Source organism: Sphingomonas astragali (assembly GCF_051400615.1).
Lineage (GTDB): Bacteria > Pseudomonadota > Alphaproteobacteria > Sphingomonadales > Sphingomonadaceae > Sphingomonas.
Map to the genome: position 1 here is coordinate 1,328,372 of NZ_JBLFFH010000001.1, position 16,542 is coordinate 1,344,913.

Sequence of the window (16,542 nt, forward strand, 5' to 3'; positions counted from 1 at the left end):
CGATTCCCGCTTTCAGGGGGATGACGAACAGACAGGGGCCGTCTGACCATGCTCAAGCAGGAGATCGAGGACGGCCAGGCCTCGCTGGCCGATCCGCAATTCCGCGCCGACGTGCTGAACGGCCTGGCGCTCCGCCCCCGCGCGATCCCCGCGCGCTGGTTCTACGACCGCCGCGGCTCGGAGCTGTTCGAGGACATCACCGGCCTCCCCGAATATTACCCGACCCGCACCGAGATCGGCATCCTCGGGCGCATCGGCCCGGAGCTCCAGCACCATGTCGCCCCCGGCCAGGCGGTGGTCGAGTTCGGCTCTGGATCGTCGATGAAGACCCCGCTGCTGCTCGAGGCGATCCGTCCCGCGGCCTATGTCCCCGTCGACATCTCGGGCGATTTCCTGCGCGAAAGCGCCGGCCGAATCGCCGGGCAGTTCCCGGAGATCGCGGTCGAGCCGGTCGAGGCCGACTTCACCCGCCCGCTCGCACTGCCCAAGGGCGTGGGCGCGATGCCGCGGCTCGGCTTCTTCCCGGGCTCGACGATCGGCAACATGCTCGCCGCCCGTGCGGTCGAGCTGCTGCGCAACTTCCGTGACGTGCTGGGCGAGGGCGCACGGCTGCTGATCGGCATCGACCGCATCAAGCCGCTCGACGTGCTGATCCCCGCCTATGACGACGCCGCCGGCATCACCGCCGCCTTCAACCTCAACCTCCTCGAACGCATCAACCGCGAGCTCGCCGGCACGATCCCGGTCGACGCCTTCGCCCACCGCGCGCTCTGGAACGATGCCCGCGCCCGCATCGAGATGCACCTCGAGGCGACCCGCGACGTGACCTTCGCCGTCGACGGCCGCGTCTTCGCGGTTGCGGCGGGCGAGACCATCCATACCGAGAACAGCCACAAATACGGCCCCCGCGACGCCCGCCTGCTGCTGCGGGCCGGCGGCTGGACCCCGGTCGCCGAATGGACCGATCCCGGCGACTGGTTCGCCCTGATCCTAGCCGAAGCCGGCCCGGAACGCTTCGCGCCTTAGGGTCTGCGATCTTTGCCAACCAATTGAACACCGCTCCTCAAGGCTGAGCTGCCGATAATGCTCTCCCGTCGCAACACCCTGGTGTTGCACTTCGTTTGTGAACTCTGGGGATGACGGTAGGAGAAGCCGGAGAAGGGGGAGAAATGCCCAGGTTGCGCGTTGACGCCGCCATGTCACCGGCCGTTCCGACACCGCACGCGCGCCACGACACCCTCGCCGCGATCGGCGTGATCGCCGTCTGCTTCGCGGGCAGCACGCTGCTCACGCCGCTCTATGCCTTCTACCAGGCGCGGTTCGGCTTCTCGCCGGCGGTGCTGACGATCGTCTACGCCGCCTATGTGATCGGCAATGCCGGTGCGCTGCTGTTCCTGGAGCGGCTGTCGGACCGGATCGGGCGGCGGCCGATCGCCTTCGCCGCGCTCGCGCTGGGCGCCGTCGCGACGCTGCTGTTCCTGGGCGCACGCGATACCGCCTGGCTGTTCGCCGGGCGCGTGGTGAGCGGATTCGCGGTGGGGCTCGGATCGGGGACCGGTGCCGCCTGGCTGGTCGACCTCCACCCCGAGGAGCGCGCCCATGCGACGCTGCTCGCCGCCGAGGCCAATACCGGCGGGATCGGCGCCGGACCGCTGGCGGCGGGCGTCCTCGCCGCCGTGGGGCCGGCGCCGCTGGCGATCCCTTTCCTCGTCTACGGCGCGGCGCTGGCGCTGGTCGCCCTCGCCGTGGCGCGATCGGGCGAGACGGTTTCACGCCGGGCGCCGACCGCCGACCTGTTCCGCCCGCAGCTCGCCCTGCCGGCCGGATCGCGCGGCGCCTTCGTCGCCCCGGCGGTGACAGCGTTCGTGGTGTTCGCCTTCGTCGGCTTCTACGCCGCGCTGCTGCCGTCGATCCTGCGCCAGGCGATGGGCCTCGCCAGCCCGGCGATCGGCGGCGCGATCCTGGCCGAGCTGTTCGCAGTGGCGATGGTCGCGATGGCGGCGCTGCGCCGGATCGCCAGCCGCACCGCGATGATCGCCGGGCTGGCGACGATCGTGCCGGGGCTGGTGCTGCTGGTCGCGGCACAGGCGATGCACTCGCTGCCGCTGCTGATCATCGGCACCGCCTGTGGCGGGGTGACGCTGGCGCTCGGCTATCGCGGCAGCCTGGAGGTGGTGGGCGCGATCGCGCCGCCCGATCACCGCTCCGGCGTGGTGTCGGCCTATTTCCTGGTCGGTTTCGCGGGCAATTCGATTCCGGTGGTCGGGGTCGGCATCGCGACGATGGCGTTCGGCGCGGTGGCGGCAAGCGAGATCTTCGCGGCGGTGATGCTCGCGCTGACGCTGGTCGGGCTGGTCACCGGGCTGCGTTACGCGCCGCCCCGATAGGCGGGCAGCGCGAGCCTCCACAGGATCGCGGCGGCGCGCAGGGCGAAGCCGGCGAGCGCGGCGACGGCCGCGGCGGCGAAGAGCGGCAGACCCGCCAGCACCAGGCCGACGTAGAGCGCGGAGGCGAGGGCGGCGGCGGTGACGTAGAGCTCCGGCCGCATCAGGATCGAGGGCTCCTGCGCCAGCACGTCGCGGATGATGCCGCCGACGCAGGCCGTCACCACCCCCATCAGCGCCGCCGGCACCGGCGGGACGCCGTGGTCGAGCGACTTGGCGGCGCCGAACACGGCATAGGCGGCGAGCCCGGCCGCGTCGAACCAGTCGAGCGCCTTGCCCTGCCACCATTGCTGCGGCGTCACCCAGATGAGCAGCGCGACGCCGAGGCATACCGCCGCGACCCACGGGTCGTGCACCCAGAATACCGGCGCACCGATCAGCAGGTCGCGCACGCTGCCGCCGCCGACGCCGGTGATGAGGGCGAAGAAGGCGGCGGTGACCATCGTCTGCCCGTGCCGCGCCGCCGCCAGCGCGCCGGTGGCGGCGAACACGGCGATGCCGAACAGGTCGAGCCAGGGGAGGATCGGGCCGAGCTGGGAGGGGATGGGGGTCACGCGGGGGAGACTAGCTTGGCATGTCGGCGACGCGAAGCGGCATCTCACCGGGCGCCCGCCCAGGGTCGAACGCGCGACAGGGTCGCGATCCGACAAGGGTCGGCAGCCGTCATGGGCGAAGCCCATGACGTCGGTCGGCGCTGTGGCGCCGCCGGCCGATCTGAGCCGGGATTCACCCGGAATTAGCTTCGCTAATTCCTTGCCGGCTCAGACGTGAATCGGCTTCCCCGTCACCGCCATCGCCGCTTCCTTGATCGCCTCGCTGTGCGTCGGATGGGCGTGGCAGGTGTAGGCGATGTCCTCGGATGTAGCGCCGAACTCCATCGCCTGCGCCGCCTGGGCGATCATCGTGCCGGCGACGCTGGCGATGCACCAGACGCCGAGCACGCGGTCGGTCTTCGCGTCGGCGATCACCTTCACGAAGCCGTCGGGCTCGTGGTTGGTCTTGGCGCGCGAGTTGCCGAGCATCGGGAACTTGCCGACCTTGACCTCGCCGCGCTCCTTTGCCGCCTCTTCGGTCAAGCCGACGCCGGCGATCTCGGGCCAGGTGTAGACCACCGACGGGATCACGTCGTGGTTCACGATGCCGTGCTGGCCGGCGATGGTCTCGGCGACGGCGATGCCCTCGTCCTCGGCCTTGTGCGCGAGCATCGGGCCGGGGACGACGTCGCCGATCGCCCAGATGCCGTCGACGGAGGTCCGGAAGTCGTGGTCGATCTCGATCTGGCCGCGCTGGTTGGTGGCGAGCCCCGCCTTGTCGAGGGCGAGGCCGTCGGTGTTCGGACGGCGGCCGATCGAGACCAGCACCGCGTCCGCCTCGATCGTCTCCGCCGCGCCGCCCGCGGCGGGCTCGACCGTCAGCGTCGCCTTCTTGCCCTTCACCGTCACGCCGGTGACCTTGGTCGAGAGTTTGAACTCGAGGCCCTGCTTCTTCATGATCTTGTTGGCTTCCTTGCGGACGTCGCCGTCGAAGCCGGGCAGGATCTGGTCGAGGAACTCGACCACCGTCACCTTGGCACCCAGGCGCCGCCACACGCTGCCGAGCTCGAGCCCGATCACGCCGCCGCCGATGACGACGAGATGCTCGGGGACCTTGGGCAGCTCGAGCGCGCCGGTCGAATCGACCACCACACCCTTGGCATTGTCGATCTCGACACCCGGCAGCGGGGTCACCGACGAGCCGGTGGCGATGACGATGTTCCTGGCGGTGACGGTCTGGTCGCCGACCTTGACCGTGCGCGCGTCCTCGAACGCGGCGCGGCCCTTGAGCCAGGTGACCTTGTTCTTCTTGAACAGGAACTCGATGCCGCCGGTGAGCTGCTTGACCGCGTCCTTGCGCTGGCCGTGCATCGCGTCGAGGTCGAGCTCGGGCGTGACCTTGATGCCGAGCTTGGCCATCGCGCCGTTGGCGGCGGCGTCGTAATATTCGGAGGCGTGGAGCATCGCCTTGGACGGGATGCAGCCGACGTTGAGGCAGGTGCCGCCCAGCGTCTCGCGGCTCTCGGCGCAGGCGGTCCTGAGCCCGAGCTGCGCGGCGCGGATCGCGGCGACATAGCCGCCGGGGCCGGCGCCGATCACGAGGACGTCATAGTCGTAGTCAGCCATTTGCCACCTCGTCGTGCTCCTGCGAAAGCAGGAGCCTTGGGTTATCGAGCGCTGCGCTTGCGGCCAGGGCTCCTGCTTTCGCAGGAGCACAGGCTAGAACAGCGTTCGTACAAGTCCTTCCACTGCGGGTTGGATCGCTCGATCAACTCGATCTTCCACGCCCGCTTCCACTTCTTCATCTGCCATTCGCGCTGCCGCGCTTCCTGCAGGTAGACGCAACCGGGCTTCATCCCGTACCTCCAGCGCTCCGGCTTTCGCCGGAGCACAATGATTGCATCACAGGCCGATCAGAATCCGCGTCGGGTCCTCGATCGCATTCTTGAGCGCGACCAGGAAGGTCACCGCCTCGCGGCCGTCGACCAGGCGGTGGTCGTAGCTCAAGGCGAGATACATCATCGGCCGGATCACGATCTGGCCGTCGCGCACCACCGGGCGGTCCTCGATGCGGTGGAGGCCGAGCACCGCCGACTGCGGCGGGTTGATGATCGGGGTCGAGAGCAGCGAGCCGAACACGCCGCCGTTCGAGATGGTGAAGGTGCCGCCCTTCATCTCCTCCATCTTGAGCGTGCCGTCCTTGGCGCGCCGGCCGAAGTCGCCGATCGTCTTCTCGATGTCGGCGATCGACAGCTTGTCGGCGTCGCGCACCACCGGCACCACCAGGCCCTGCGGCGCCGACACCGCAACCGAGATGTCGGCATAGTCGTGGTAGACGATCTCCTCGCCTTCGATCCGGGCGTTGACCGCGGGCACGTCCTTGAGCGCGAGGCAGGCGGCCTTGGCGAAGAAGCCCATGAAGCCGAGGCGGACGCCGTGCTTCTTCTCGAACAGGTCCTTGTAGCGGGTGCGCGCCTCGATCACCGCCGACATGTCGACGTCGTTGAACGTCGTCAGCATCGCCGCGGTGTTCTGCGCTTCCTTGAGGCGCTTGGCGATGGTCTGACGGACGCGCGTCATGCGGACGCGCTCCTCGCGGCGCTCGCCGGCGGGTGCAGCGGAGGGCGCCGGCGCAGGCGTCGCAGCAGCGGCCGGGGCGGCCGGCTGGGCAGCGGCGGCGAGCACGTCCTCCTTGGTGATGCGGCCGTCCTTGCCGGTGCCGGTGACCGTCGCGGGATCGACGCCCGTTTCCAGCACCGCGCGGCGCACCGACGGCGACAGCGCGGCGGGGGCATCGCTCGGCTGCGCGGCCGGAGCCGGAGCGGGAGCAGCGGCGGGGGTTGGAGCGGCAGCGGGTGTGGGGCTCGGCGCGGGCGCGGCAGCAGCGCCGCCACCGGCCTCGACCACGCCGATCGTCGCGCCGACCGCGACGGTGTCGCCGACCTTCACGCCATGCGCGCCCATCACGCCGTCGACCGGCGAGGGCACTTCCACCGAGACCTTGTCGGTCTCCAGGCTGGCGACGGGCTCGTCGGCCTTGACCGGATCGCCCGGCTGCTTGAGCCACTCGCCGAGCGTCGCCTCGGTGATCGATTCGCCCAGGGTCGGGACTTTGATCTCGGTCGCCATCGGTCCTTCTTCCTCATCGTGCCCCGGCGAAGGCCGGGGCCCAGGTGCGAGCCGTTCGAGGCGAACGTCCCGCGTTATCCATCCGTCGCCGCAGCTGGGCCCCGGCCTTCGCCGGGGCACGGCAGTGCGTAGCGGCTATCCCTTCTTCGTCCGCCGAATCTCTTCGCGGACATTGTGGCCGAGCGCGTCGGCGACGAGCGCGGCCTGTTCGAGCTGGTGGCGCTTCATCAGCCCGGTCGCCGGCGAGGCGGCGGCGGCGCGGCCGGCGTAGCGCGGGCGCTGGACCGGCGCCTTGGCGGTCGCCAGCACCTCCTCGAGCAGCGGCGCGGCGAAGAACCAGGCGCCGTTGTTCTTCGGCTCCTCCTGCGCCCAGACCACGTCCTCGAGGTTCGGCATCTTGGCGATCCGCGCGGCGAGCGGCTCGCCGGGGAAGGGATAGAGCTGCTCGAGGCGGACGATCTGGGTGGTCTTGTCGCCCGCCGCGTCGCGCGCCTCCATCAGGTCGTAGGCGACCTTGCCCGAGCACAGCACCAGCCGCTTGGTGTCGGCATCGGCCGGAGCGCTGGGATCGGACAGCAGGCGGCGGAAATGGCTGTCGCCGAGGAAGTCCTCCGCCTTCGACACCGCCAGCTTGTGGCGCAGCAGCGACTTGGGCGTGAACACGATCAGCGGCTTGCGGAAGGTGCGGTGCATCTGCCGGCGCAGCAGGTGGAAGTAGTTGGCCGGCGTGGTGCAGTTGGCGACCTGGAGATTGTCCTGCGCGCACAGCTGGAGGAAACGCTCGAGCCGCGCCGAGCTGTGCTCCGGCCCCTGCCCCTCGTAGCCGTGCGGCAGCAGCATCACCAGGCCGTTGGCGCGCAGCCACTTGGCCTCGCCCGCGGCGATGAACTGGTCGATCATGATCTGCGCGCCGTTGGCGAAATCGCCGAACTGCGCCTCCCACATCACCAGCGTCTTGGGGTCGGCGAGGGCATAGCCGTACTCGAAGCCGAGCACGCCATATTCGCTCAAGGGGCTGTCGAGCACCTCGAACCGGCCGTGCTCGACGGTCGCGAGCGGCACGTATTTGTGCTCGTCGGTCTGGTCGACCCACACCGCATGGCGCTGCGAGAAGGTGCCGCGGCCCGAATCCTGGCCCGACAGGCGGACACCATAGCCCTCCGACAACAGTGCGCCGAACGCCAGCGCCTCGCCGGTCGCCCAGTCAAAGCTGGTGCCCGACTTGAACATCTCGCGCTTGGCGTCGAGCACGCGGCCGAGGGTCTTGTGGATCGCGAGACCCTCGGGGACGGTGGTCAGCGTGCGGCCGAGCGCGTCGAACAGCTTCTTGTCGATGCCGGTCTCGACGTTGCGGCGCGCGCTCTCGGCGTCGGCCGGGGCGTGCAGGCCCGACCAGCGGCCGGCGAACCAGTCGGCCTTGTTGGGCTTGTAGCTCGCGCCCGCCTCGAACTCGCCTTCGAGCAGCAGGGTGTATTCCTTCACCTGCTCGTCGATCCAGGCCTGGTCGACGACGCCCTCCTGGATCAGGCGCTCGCCATAGACCTTGCTGACGTCGGGATGCTTGCGGATCGCGGCGTACATCAGCGGCTGGGTGAACGACGGCTCGTCGCCCTCGTTGTGGCCGAAACGGCGGTAGCACCACATGTCGATCACGACGTCGCGGTGGAAGCGCTGGCGGAACTCGATCGCCATCTTGCAGGCGAAGGTCACCGCCTCCGGATCGTCGCCGTTGACGTGGAACACCGGCGCCTGGACGCCCTTGGCGACGTCGCTCGGATAGGGCGAGCTGCGCGCGAACTGCGGGCTGGTGGTGAAGCCGATCTGGTTGTTGATGACGAAGTGGATGCAGCCGCCGGTGTTGTAGCCGCGGATGCCGGAGAAACCGAGGCATTCCCAGACGATGCCCTGCCCCGCGAACGCCGCGTCGCCGTGGATCAGCACAGGGAGCGAGCCGGTGTGCTGATCGAGGTCGTTCGCCAGCGTCTGGATCGCGCGGGTCTTGCCGAGCACCACCGGATCCTCGGCCTCGAGATGCGACGGATTGGCGACCAGCGACATGTGCACGCTGATCCCGTCGAACTCGCGGTCGGTCGAGGTGCCGAGGTGGTACTTGACGTCGCCCGAGCCGCCGATGTCGTCGGGATTGTCCGACCCGCCGGCGAATTCGTGGAAGACGACGCGATAGGGCTTGCCCATCACGTTGGTCAGCACGTTGAGGCGGCCGCGGTGCGCCATGCCGAACACGATCTCGCGCACGCCGTACTGGCCGCCGTACTTGATCACGCTCTCGAGCGCCGGGATCATCGCCTCGCCGCCGTCGAGGCCGAAGCGCTTGGTGCCGACGTACTTCCTGCCGAGGAACTTCTCGTACTGCTCGGCCTGGATCACCTTGGTCAGGATCGCGCGCTTGCCCTCGGGCGTGAACTCGATCGCCTTGTCCTTGCCCTCCATGCGCTCCTGGAGGAAGCGGCGCTCCTCGACGTCGGCGATGTGCATGTATTCGAGGCCGACGTTGCCGCAGTAGTTGGCGCGGAGGATGTCGACGATCTCGCGGATCGTCGCGGTTTCCAAGCCTAGCGCGCCGCCGAGATAGACCGGGCGGTCGATATCGGCGTCGGTGAAGCCGTGATACTCGGTGCGCAGGTCCTCCGGCATCTCGCGCTTGGAGAGGCCGAGCGGGTCGAGGTTGGCGGCAAGGTGCCCGCGCACGCGATAGGTGCGGATCAGCATCATCGCGCGGATCGAATCGTCGGCGGCCTTGCGGATGTCGGCGAGCGCCGGAGCTGCGACGGGCGCGACGGCCGCGGGGGCGGGCTTGCCGCCCTTGGACGGGGCGGGCGCGGGCTCCATCTGCGTCGGATCGAGCGCCGCCGTCAGCGCGTCGGTGTCCTTGGGCGGCCAGGCGGGATTGGCCCAGCTCGGACCGCTCACCGTGCTCTCCAGCCCCTCGAACCACTGGCGCCAGCCCGGCTCGACGCTGCTGGGGTCCGCCTTGAAGCGCGCATAGAGCGTCTCGACGAACGCGGGAGAGACGCCGCCGGCGATCTCGCTGAAATCCTGGCCTTCGTAGCCCATCACTCACCTCACTTCCCTCTCCCGTTGGGAGTGGGACATCGCATCAGGGTCGAAATGCCTCCCAGGCATTTCTCGGCGATGCTGGGAGCATCGCCGACCCTGAGGCGATCTCCCACTGGTTGCGCAGACTTAGGCCTTGCGGAGCAAGGTCTTAGTCGGAGCTGGATGAGGGGATCACGCCATCGAGAGCGGGTCCCCTCATCCAACTTCGGCTAGGCAGCAAGCTGCCAAGCCTACGTATCCTTCTCCGTCTGGAGAAGGTTTGACACATCAACCCTTCAGCACCTCGACCAGCGTGGTGCCGAGTTCCGACGGCGAATCCGCGACGCGGATGCCTGCCGCCTCCATCGCCGCGATCTTGTCCTCGGCGCCGCCCTTGCCGCCCGAGACGATCGCGCCGGCGTGGCCCATGCGGCGGCCCGGAGGCGCGGTGCGGCCGGCGATGAAGCCGACCATCGGCTTGCTTCGGCCGCGCTTGGCCTCGTCCTTGAGGAACTGCGCCGCTTCTTCCTCGGCCGAGCCGCCGATCTCGCCGATCATGATGATCGACCGGGTGGCGTCGTCGGCGAGGAACAGTTCGAGCACGTCGATGAAGTTGGTGCCGTTGACCGGATCGCCGCCGATGCCGACCGCGGTGGTCTGGCCGAGCCCCGCATTGGTGGTCTGGAACACGGCCTCATAGGTAAGCGTGCCCGAGCGGCTTACAACGCCTACCGATCCCTTGGAGAAGATCGAGCCCGGCATGATGCCGATCTTGCACTCGCCCGGCGTCAGCACGCCCGGGCAGTTGGGACCGATCAGGCGGGTCCTGGAGCCCGAGAGGGCGCGCTTGACCTTGACCATGTCGAGCACGGGGATGCCCTCGGTGATGCACACCACCAGCGGCACCTCGGCGTCGATCGCCTCGAGGATCGAGTCCGCGGCGAAGGGCGGCGGCACGTAGATGACGCTCGCGGTGGCGCCGGTCTCGGCGACCGCCTCGGCGACGGTATCGAACACCGGGAGGCCGATATGCTCGGTGCCGCCCTTTCCGGGGGTGACGCCGGCGACCATCTGCGTCCCATAGGCCAGCGCCTGCTGGGTGTGGAAGGTGCCGGTCTCACCGGTCATGCCCTGGGTGATGACCTTGGTGGTCTTGTCGACGAGGATGCTCATTGCGTCTCCACTCTTCCGTGCACCCGCGCAGGCGGGTGCCCAGTCCTGCCGCCATCCTGGGCACCCGCCTGCGCGGGTGCACGGACAGCTAGATGATCGTCTCGAAGAGATCGTCCCACCGCGGGTTCATCTCCTCGATCAGCCGCAGCTTCCACGGCCTGTTCCACTTCTTGATCTGCCGTTCGCGCAAACGCGCTTCCTGCAAATCGTCATGCGCTTCAAACCACACCAAAATTACGCAGCGATGTTCCTTCGTGAACCCGTCCGCGACCCGATTGCGATGCTGCCACACCCGCTGAACCAAGTTGCTCGTCGAGCCCGTGTAGATCGTCCCGTTCCTGCGGCTCGCCATGATGTAGACATAGCCGCCCTTCACTCGTCCCTCCGTGCTCCTGCGGAGGCGGGAGCCTAGAACCACAAGCGACACCGCCCCAACCCTGGGCTCCCGCCTTCGCGGGAGCACATTCGAGGCTCACTTCAGGCTCGCGTCGATCCCCTTGCAGGCCACCAGCAGCTCCTTGACCGCGTCGACCGAGACCTGGAGGTTGGCCTTGGCCTCGTCCGAGAGCGCGATCTCGACCACCTTCTCGACGCCGCTCGCGCCGATGATGCACGGCACGCCGACGTAAAGGTCGTCGACGCCGTACTGGCCGGTCAGGTGCACCGCCGCCGGCAGCACGCGCTTCTGGTCGTAGAGGTAGCTCTCCGCCATCGCGATCGCGCTGGTCGCCGGGGCGTAATAGGCCGAGCCGGTCTTCAAGAGCGCGACGATCTCGCCGCCGCCGCCGCGGGTGCGCTTGACGATCTCGTCGATGCGCTCCTTCGTCGAGAAGCCCATCTTGATCATGTCGCTGACCGGGATGCCGCTGACGGTCGAATATTCGAGCACCGGCACCATCGTGTCGCCGTGGCCGCCGAGCACGAACGAATTGACGTCCTGCACCGAGACCTTGAACTCCTCGGCGAGGAAGGTGGTGAAGCGCGCCGAGTCGAGCACGCCGGCCATGCCGACCACCTTCTGGTGCGGCAGGCCGGAGAATTCGCGCAGCGCCCATACCATCGCGTCGAGCGGGTTGGTGATGCAGATCACGAACGCGTCGGGCGCGTTCTGGGAGATGCCCTCGCCGACCGCCTTCATGACCTTGAGGTTGATGCCGAGCAGGTCGTCGCGGCTCATGCCCGGCTTGCGGGCGATGCCGGCCGTCACGATGATCACGTCGGCGCCGGCGATGTCGGCATAGTCGTTGGAGCCGGTGATCCTGGCGTCGAAGCCCTCCACGGGTGCGCACTGGCTGAGGTCGAGCGCCTTGCCCTGGGGCACGCCCTCGACGACGTCGAACAGCACGATGTCGCCGAGTCCCTTGAGCGCGGCGAGATGGGCGAGCGTGCCGCCGATGTTGCCGGCGCCGATCAGCGCGATCTTCTTGCGAGCCATGCGGGTCTCCTGAACTGGGCGCGCAATGACGACCGGCGCGCGGAATCGGGCGCGGCATAGGCGCATCGCCGCGGCAGGGCAACCCCTGGATCGGGCAGGTCAGCGCTTTTTATTGCAAATCATTCTCAATATCAATAACGCTCGGCGGCGAGATAGTCGTCGGAGCCCATCTCGCGCAATCGGCTCACCGTGCGGGCGAATTCGAAGCTGCCGTCGCCCGATTCATAGAGTTGCTCGGGCTCGGCGTCGGCGGCGGCGAGCAGCTTGACCTTGTGCTCGTAGAGCGCGTCGATCAGCGTGACGAAACGCGCCGCCTCGTTGCGGTTCTCGGGCCCCAGCCTGGGGATGCCGACCAGGATCACGGTATGGAAATGGCGGGCGATCGCGAGATAATCGGGCACGCCGCGCGGCTCGCCGCACAGGCGCTTGAACGAGAAGACCGCGACGCCCTTCAGGCTCTTGGGCACGTGCAGCGTCCGGCCGCCGGGGACGGGCAGCTCCTCCGAGGGCACGTTGGCGCGATCCTCGACCGGATAATCGGTCAGGCGGAAGAAGGCGGCGGAGAGCGTCGCGGTCGCTTCGGGGCCGTTGGGAACCAGCCAGGTCTTCATGGTGCCGAGGCGGTCGAGGCGGTAGTCGACGGGGCCGTTCAGCGCCATCACGTCCATCCTCTCGCCGATCAGGTCGATGAAAGGGAGGAACAGCTCGCGGTTGAGGCCGTCCTTGTAGAGGTCCTGCGGCGCCCGATTGGAGGTGGCGACGACGGTCAGCCCGCGCGCGAACATCTCGGTGAACAGGCGCGAGAGGATCGCGGCGTCGGCGGTGTTGTTGACGACCAGCTCGTCGAAGGCGAGCAGGCGCACCTCGTCGGTCATCGCCTCCGCGACCGGTCGGATCGGGTCGCCCTTCTCCTGGGCACGCTCGACGCGTAAGCGGTCATGGACCTCGGCCATGAACTCGTGGAAATGGACGCGGCGTTTCCTGCGGATGTCGAGGCAGCCGAAGAACAGGTCCATCAGCATCGACTTGCCCCGTCCGACGCCGCCCCAGAGATAGAGGCCCTTGGGCGCCTCCGGCTTGCGGCCGAAGCGCCAGAGGACGCTGCCGCGCTTCGGCTGCGCTTCCAGCTCGGTCGCGAGCTCGTCGAGCCGGCGGGCGGCGGCGGCCTGCGCGGGATCGGCGCGAAGCTCGCCGGCCGCGACCAGCGTTTCGTAGCGGGCGAGGACGCCGCTCAATCCCGTGCTCCCGCGCAGGCGGGAGCCCAGGGCCTCAGGCCGATACGCTCGCGACTCTGGGCTCCCGCCTGCGCGGGAGCACGGGGATGGCTCATTTCGGCGTGCTCTTCCTGAGCGTGCCCGAGAAGGCGGCGATGCGCTGCTCGCCTTCGCCTTCGCCCTGGACGACGATGCCGCGGACGAACAGCATCCGCCCGGTCTCGCGCAGCAGCTCGACCTGCGCCTCGATCGGCGTACCGATCGCCGCGCCGCCGATGAACTGGGCCGAGAGGTCGAGCGTCACCGCGCCGCCTGCATCCAGCACGCCGAAGCCCCGGCACCCCGCGAACATCGCGACGTCGATGAAGCCGAGCAGCGCGCCGCCATGGACATGGTCGCGCAGGTTCGAGTGGCGATGCTCAGGCGTCATCCGCACGCGTGCGATCGCGCTGTCGACGCGGACCGAGAGCGCCCCGAGCAGCGTGTTGAAGCGCGTGGGATCGGTCGCCTTCCACAGCTTCCAGCCCGGCTGGTCGGGATCGCCCTCGTAGCTGAAGAAGGGGGGCTGCTCGCTCACGCGGTTCAGATGACCCGCTCAGCTTCCATCTTCTTGATCTCGGCGATCGCCTTGGCGGGCGAGAGGCCCTTGGGGCAGACGTTCGCGCAGTTCATGATCGTGTGGCAGCGATAGAGGCGGAACGGATCCTCGAGCGCATCGAGGCGCTCGCCGGTCATCTCGTCGCGGCTGTCTGCGAGCCAGCGATAGGCCTGGAGCAGGATCGCCGGGCCCAGGAAGCGGTCGGAGTTCCACCAGTAGCTCGGGCACGAGGTCGAGCAGCAGGCGCACAGGATGCACTCATAGAGGCCGTCGAGCTTCTCGCGCTCCGCCGGCGACTGCAGCCGCTCCTTGCCGGCGGGCGGCGGGGTGACGGTCTGCAGCCACGGCTTGATCGAGGCATATTGCGCGTAGAAATGGGTGAAGTCGGGCACCAGGTCCTTGATCACGTCCATCGCCGGGAGCGGCGTGATGCGGATCTCGCCCTTGATGTCCTCGATCGCCGTCGTGCAGGCGAGGCCGTTCCTGCCGTCCATGTTCATCGAGCACGACCCGCAGATGCCCTCGCGGCACGAGCGGCGGAAGGTGAGGCTGGGGTCGACCTCCGACTTGATCTTGATGAGGGCGTCGAGGACCATCGGGCCGCACTGGTCGAGGTCGATCTCGAAGCTGTCGTAGCGCGGATTGTCGCCACTGTCGGGATCGTAGCGGTAGATCTTGAAGCGCTTGACCCGCTTGGCCTCGGGTGCCGCCTTGTGCTCCTTGCCCTTCCTGATCGTCGAATTCTTGGGGAGCGTGAACTGCGCCATCGAACGTCCTTACGCCGCTGATTCCGGGGCACCCGGACGGGCGCCCCACTCGAGATTGCGGGTCAGGTACATGATCGAGGCCAGCGCCGCAAACAGGAGAAGCGATCCGATCAGCAGCGAATAGGCTTCGAGGCTCAGGAGCACGTAGAGCACGGCGTAGAGCGCGACCAGCAGCCCGGCGATGAAGCCCGCCCGGCGGCGGCTTTTCAGCACCGCAGCCGAATAGGCGGTCAAGAGGCCGATGATCATCGCGGCGGCGAGCAGATAGGCAGACGTGAAGCCGATCACCTCGGCGAAGGCGAGCAGCATCACGAAGAACAGCACCAGCCCCGCGCCGACCAGCAGATATTCGGCCGCCGACACGCGCACCCCGCCGACCACGTCGAACAGCAGGAACGCCATGAAGGTGAAGCCGATGAACAGGAAGCCGTATTTCACGCTGCGGTTGACCTGAGAATAGAGGTCGACCGGGGTGATCAGCGTGACGCTCGCCTGATGGTCGCCCGCGACGTTGCCGGCGGCATAGGTCTCGCGCGCCTGACCGGCCTCGGCCGGCGCGTTGGTGCCGACCAGTGCGGTGCCGAGCGCGAGGTTGCCGACCCGCCAGGTCGCGGTGAAACCATCCTTGGTGAGACTGTGGCCGGTCGGGAGGAAGCCGCCCTGGAAGCTCGGGTGCTGCCAGGGCGAGGTCACCTGCCAGCGCGTGTCTCCGGCGCGGGGGGACAGAGTGAGGCTGCCGTTGCCGCGGAAATCGAAGGCGAATTGCGTCGCGAGCGGGCGGCCGCGGATCGCGCTCGCGTCGATCGGGGCGAAGAAGCCCGAGCCGCCGGTCTCGCGCGGGCCCTTGCCGGGCTGGAGCGCTCGCTTCTGCCCGTCGACGACGACGCTCGGCGGCGGGCCGTAGAGGCCGCGCGCGTCGCTGAGACCGAAGCGCAGCTCGGCACGATCATAGGCGAGCGTGTCGGCGCTGACGCCGTAGCGGGCAAGATCGGCCGGCAGGGTGAAGCGCGCATTGCCTTCGGTGCGCGCCGAATAGACCACCACCTCGTAGATCGAGCGCTTGCGCCGCTCGGGTGCCAGCGAGGACTTGAGGTCGGCGACATCGGGCGCGATCTCCAGCTCGCGCCACACGCGGTTGACGCGGGTGACCTGGCGGCCGGCCTCGGTCATCGTCTCGGTGGCATCGGTCTGATAGGGGATGACCAGCACCGGTCCCGCGATCGTCTGCGGCCCGCCCCAGCCCTCCGCGATCGAGGCTGTCGCGGTGCGCGACTGCGATTCGCGGTCGTAGACGAGCAGGTACACGGTGAAGAGCGGAATCGCGAGCAGCGCCGCGACGAGGATGGCGAAGGCGAGCTTGGCGCCAGGGGTGCGCTCAGCGCGGTCGGTGAAGGCCATTGCGGGCATCTCCTGTCGACGAACCGTGCATTTCCATAGACGAACCGTTGGAGGAATCAACCCGGATGCGGCGAGCGGAGGCGAAGCGGTCAGCGCGCCGGCTTGTTGCCGCACAGCACCGGCGCGGCGCCGGAGACGGTGCAGGTGGCGGGTCCGCTCACCCGAACGGTGCCGTTGCCCAGCGCGGCGATGGTGGCGGTGTTGCGCGCGGTGAAGCTCGAATCGCCGGCGCTCTGGGCGGCAACGGTAAGGGTGCCGGCGCTGAGCCCCTCGGCATCGATGGTGCCGGCGCCGCTGGTCTGGAAGCGCGCGTCATGGGCACGGCCGGCGACGGCGAGCGCGCCGGTGCCGATCAGGCTGGCGCTGAGCTGGTCGGTGTCGATCTCGCCGACGCGGATCGTGCCCGCACCGGTCAGCGAGAGGGCGACGCGCTGGCCCGACATGCTCGTCACGCTCAATCGCCCGCCGCCAGCCACCGCGGCGGCGCGCAGCATCGGCACCGTCACGGTCACTTTCGGCATGGCCCGGGTCGCCCCGGGATAGCCGCCCCAGCCGTTGACGTTGGGCGCTACCACGAGCGTGGAGCCTTCGACCTCGACCCGAACCGCATCGAGCGCGCGCCGGTCGCCCTCCGCCCGCGCCGCGGCGCTGCGGCCGGTGGTCACCTCGACCTCGAACGGTCCCTCGACGCGGACGCGCTCGAAGCCGGAGAGCATAAAGCTGCGCTCGTCGGCCGCCGCCGGTGCGGCAAGAAGGACGAGCACGAGGGGTGCGAACCGGATCATGGCGGCGGG

At 68.9% G+C, this 16,542-nt stretch carries 14 protein-coding genes and 1 pseudogene; 2 read left to right on the plus strand and 13 right to left on the minus strand.

Annotation, left to right across the window (positions count from 1 at the left end; genetic code table 11):
• Positions 1 to 48 precede the first annotated feature (48 nt).
• Positions 49 to 1,026, plus strand: coding sequence for an L-histidine N(alpha)-methyltransferase (gene egtD / locus ACMGER_RS06540; RefSeq protein WP_436811281.1), 978 nt, complete (start codon positions 49 to 51; stop codon positions 1,024 to 1,026).
• A gap of 143 nt (positions 1,027 to 1,169) precedes the next feature.
• Positions 1,170 to 2,387: an MFS transporter gene (locus ACMGER_RS06545; RefSeq protein ID WP_436811282.1), complete on the plus strand. Its 1,218-nt coding sequence runs from the start codon at positions 1,170 to 1,172 to the stop codon at positions 2,385 to 2,387.
• Here the strand turns inward: ACMGER_RS06545 and ACMGER_RS06550 are convergent.
• From ACMGER_RS06550 to ACMGER_RS06605, 13 genes and pseudogenes are all read right to left on the minus strand, one after another.
• Positions 2,369 to 2,998: a trimeric intracellular cation channel family protein gene (locus ACMGER_RS06550; protein WP_436811283.1), complete on the minus strand. Its 630-nt coding sequence runs from the start codon at positions 2,996 to 2,998 to the stop codon at positions 2,369 to 2,371. The two genes, ACMGER_RS06545 and ACMGER_RS06550, sit on opposite strands and share 19 nt — an antisense overlap.
• 207 nt (positions 2,999 to 3,205) lie before the next feature.
• Positions 3,206 to 4,603 carry a dihydrolipoyl dehydrogenase gene (lpdA, locus tag ACMGER_RS06555; RefSeq protein WP_436811284.1) on the minus strand — a complete coding sequence of 466 codons (1,398 nt, stop codon included), beginning with the start codon at positions 4,601 to 4,603 and terminating at the stop codon, positions 3,206 to 3,208.
• A gap of 41 nt (positions 4,604 to 4,644) precedes the next feature.
• Positions 4,645 to 4,812 (minus strand): annotated as a pseudogene (locus tag ACMGER_RS18185) (GIY-YIG nuclease family protein); the annotation flags it as partial.
• A 67-nt stretch (positions 4,813 to 4,879) separates the two neighbouring features.
• Entirely contained in the window at positions 4,880 to 6,106 is a 1,227-nt protein-coding gene (odhB, locus tag ACMGER_RS06560; protein WP_436811285.1) for a 2-oxoglutarate dehydrogenase complex dihydrolipoyllysine-residue succinyltransferase, read from the minus strand.
• Positions 6,107 to 6,241: 135 nt separating this feature from the next.
• The gene (locus ACMGER_RS06565; protein ID WP_436811286.1) at positions 6,242 to 9,181 is read right to left on the minus strand and encodes a 2-oxoglutarate dehydrogenase E1 component; all 2,940 of its coding nucleotides are present in this window, start codon (positions 9,179 to 9,181) and stop codon (positions 6,242 to 6,244) included.
• A gap of 270 nt (positions 9,182 to 9,451) precedes the next feature.
• Positions 9,452 to 10,336: a succinate--CoA ligase subunit alpha gene (gene sucD / locus ACMGER_RS06570; RefSeq protein ID WP_436811287.1), complete on the minus strand. Its 885-nt coding sequence runs from the start codon at positions 10,334 to 10,336 to the stop codon at positions 9,452 to 9,454.
• Between the two features lie 88 nt (positions 10,337 to 10,424).
• The gene (locus tag ACMGER_RS06575; RefSeq protein ID WP_436811288.1) at positions 10,425 to 10,712 is read right to left on the minus strand and encodes a GIY-YIG nuclease family protein; all 288 of its coding nucleotides are present in this window, start codon (positions 10,710 to 10,712) and stop codon (positions 10,425 to 10,427) included.
• A gap of 96 nt (positions 10,713 to 10,808) precedes the next feature.
• Positions 10,809 to 11,771, minus strand: coding sequence for a malate dehydrogenase (gene mdh / locus ACMGER_RS06580; protein WP_436811289.1), 963 nt, complete (start codon positions 11,769 to 11,771; stop codon positions 10,809 to 10,811).
• Between the two features lie 131 nt (positions 11,772 to 11,902).
• Positions 11,903 to 13,006: a cell division protein ZapE gene (gene zapE, locus ACMGER_RS06585; RefSeq protein WP_436811290.1), complete on the minus strand. Its 1,104-nt coding sequence runs from the start codon at positions 13,004 to 13,006 to the stop codon at positions 11,903 to 11,905.
• A 91-nt stretch (positions 13,007 to 13,097) separates the two neighbouring features.
• Positions 13,098 to 13,562: a PaaI family thioesterase gene (locus ACMGER_RS06590; protein ID WP_436811291.1), complete on the minus strand. Its 465-nt coding sequence runs from the start codon at positions 13,560 to 13,562 to the stop codon at positions 13,098 to 13,100.
• Between the two features lie 5 nt (positions 13,563 to 13,567).
• A complete protein-coding gene (locus tag ACMGER_RS06595) occupies positions 13,568 to 14,350 on the minus strand; it encodes a succinate dehydrogenase iron-sulfur subunit (RefSeq protein WP_436811292.1) in 783 nt (260 codons plus the stop codon).
• Between the two features lie 9 nt (positions 14,351 to 14,359).
• Complete coding sequence (creD, locus tag ACMGER_RS06600) at positions 14,360 to 15,748, minus strand: cell envelope integrity protein CreD (protein WP_436811293.1); 1,389 nt, start codon at positions 15,746 to 15,748, stop codon at positions 14,360 to 14,362.
• An 89-nt stretch (positions 15,749 to 15,837) separates the two neighbouring features.
• Positions 15,838 to 16,533, minus strand: a complete 696-nt coding sequence (locus ACMGER_RS06605) for a head GIN domain-containing protein (RefSeq protein ID WP_436811294.1) — start codon at positions 16,531 to 16,533, stop codon at positions 15,838 to 15,840.
• Positions 16,534 to 16,542: the final 9 nt, after the last annotated feature.

Bases quoted from the DNA above. Each gene is read 5' to 3' on its own strand.
- egtD (WP_436811281.1), top strand. From the start codon at position 49: ATGCTCAAGCAGGAGATCGAGGACGGCCAGGCCTCGCTGGCCGATCCG.
- ACMGER_RS06545 (WP_436811282.1), top strand. From the start codon at position 1,170: ATGCCCAGGTTGCGCGTTGACGCCGCCATGTCACCGGCCGTTCCGACA.
- lpdA (WP_436811284.1), bottom strand. From the start codon at position 4,603: ATGGCTGACTACGACTATGACGTCCTCGTGATCGGCGCCGGCCCCGGC.
- odhB (WP_436811285.1), bottom strand. From the start codon at position 6,106: ATGGCGACCGAGATCAAAGTCCCGACCCTGGGCGAATCGATCACCGAG.
- ACMGER_RS06565 (WP_436811286.1), bottom strand. From the start codon at position 9,181: ATGGGCTACGAAGGCCAGGATTTCAGCGAGATCGCCGGCGGCGTCTCT.
- sucD (WP_436811287.1), bottom strand. From the start codon at position 10,336: ATGAGCATCCTCGTCGACAAGACCACCAAGGTCATCACCCAGGGCATG.
- mdh (WP_436811289.1), bottom strand. From the start codon at position 11,771: ATGGCTCGCAAGAAGATCGCGCTGATCGGCGCCGGCAACATCGGCGGC.
- ACMGER_RS06595 (WP_436811292.1), bottom strand. From the start codon at position 14,350: ATGGCGCAGTTCACGCTCCCCAAGAATTCGACGATCAGGAAGGGCAAG.
- creD (WP_436811293.1), bottom strand. From the start codon at position 15,748: ATGGCCTTCACCGACCGCGCTGAGCGCACCCCTGGCGCCAAGCTCGCC.
- ACMGER_RS06605 (WP_436811294.1), bottom strand. From the start codon at position 16,533: ATGATCCGGTTCGCACCCCTCGTGCTCGTCCTTCTTGCCGCACCGGCG.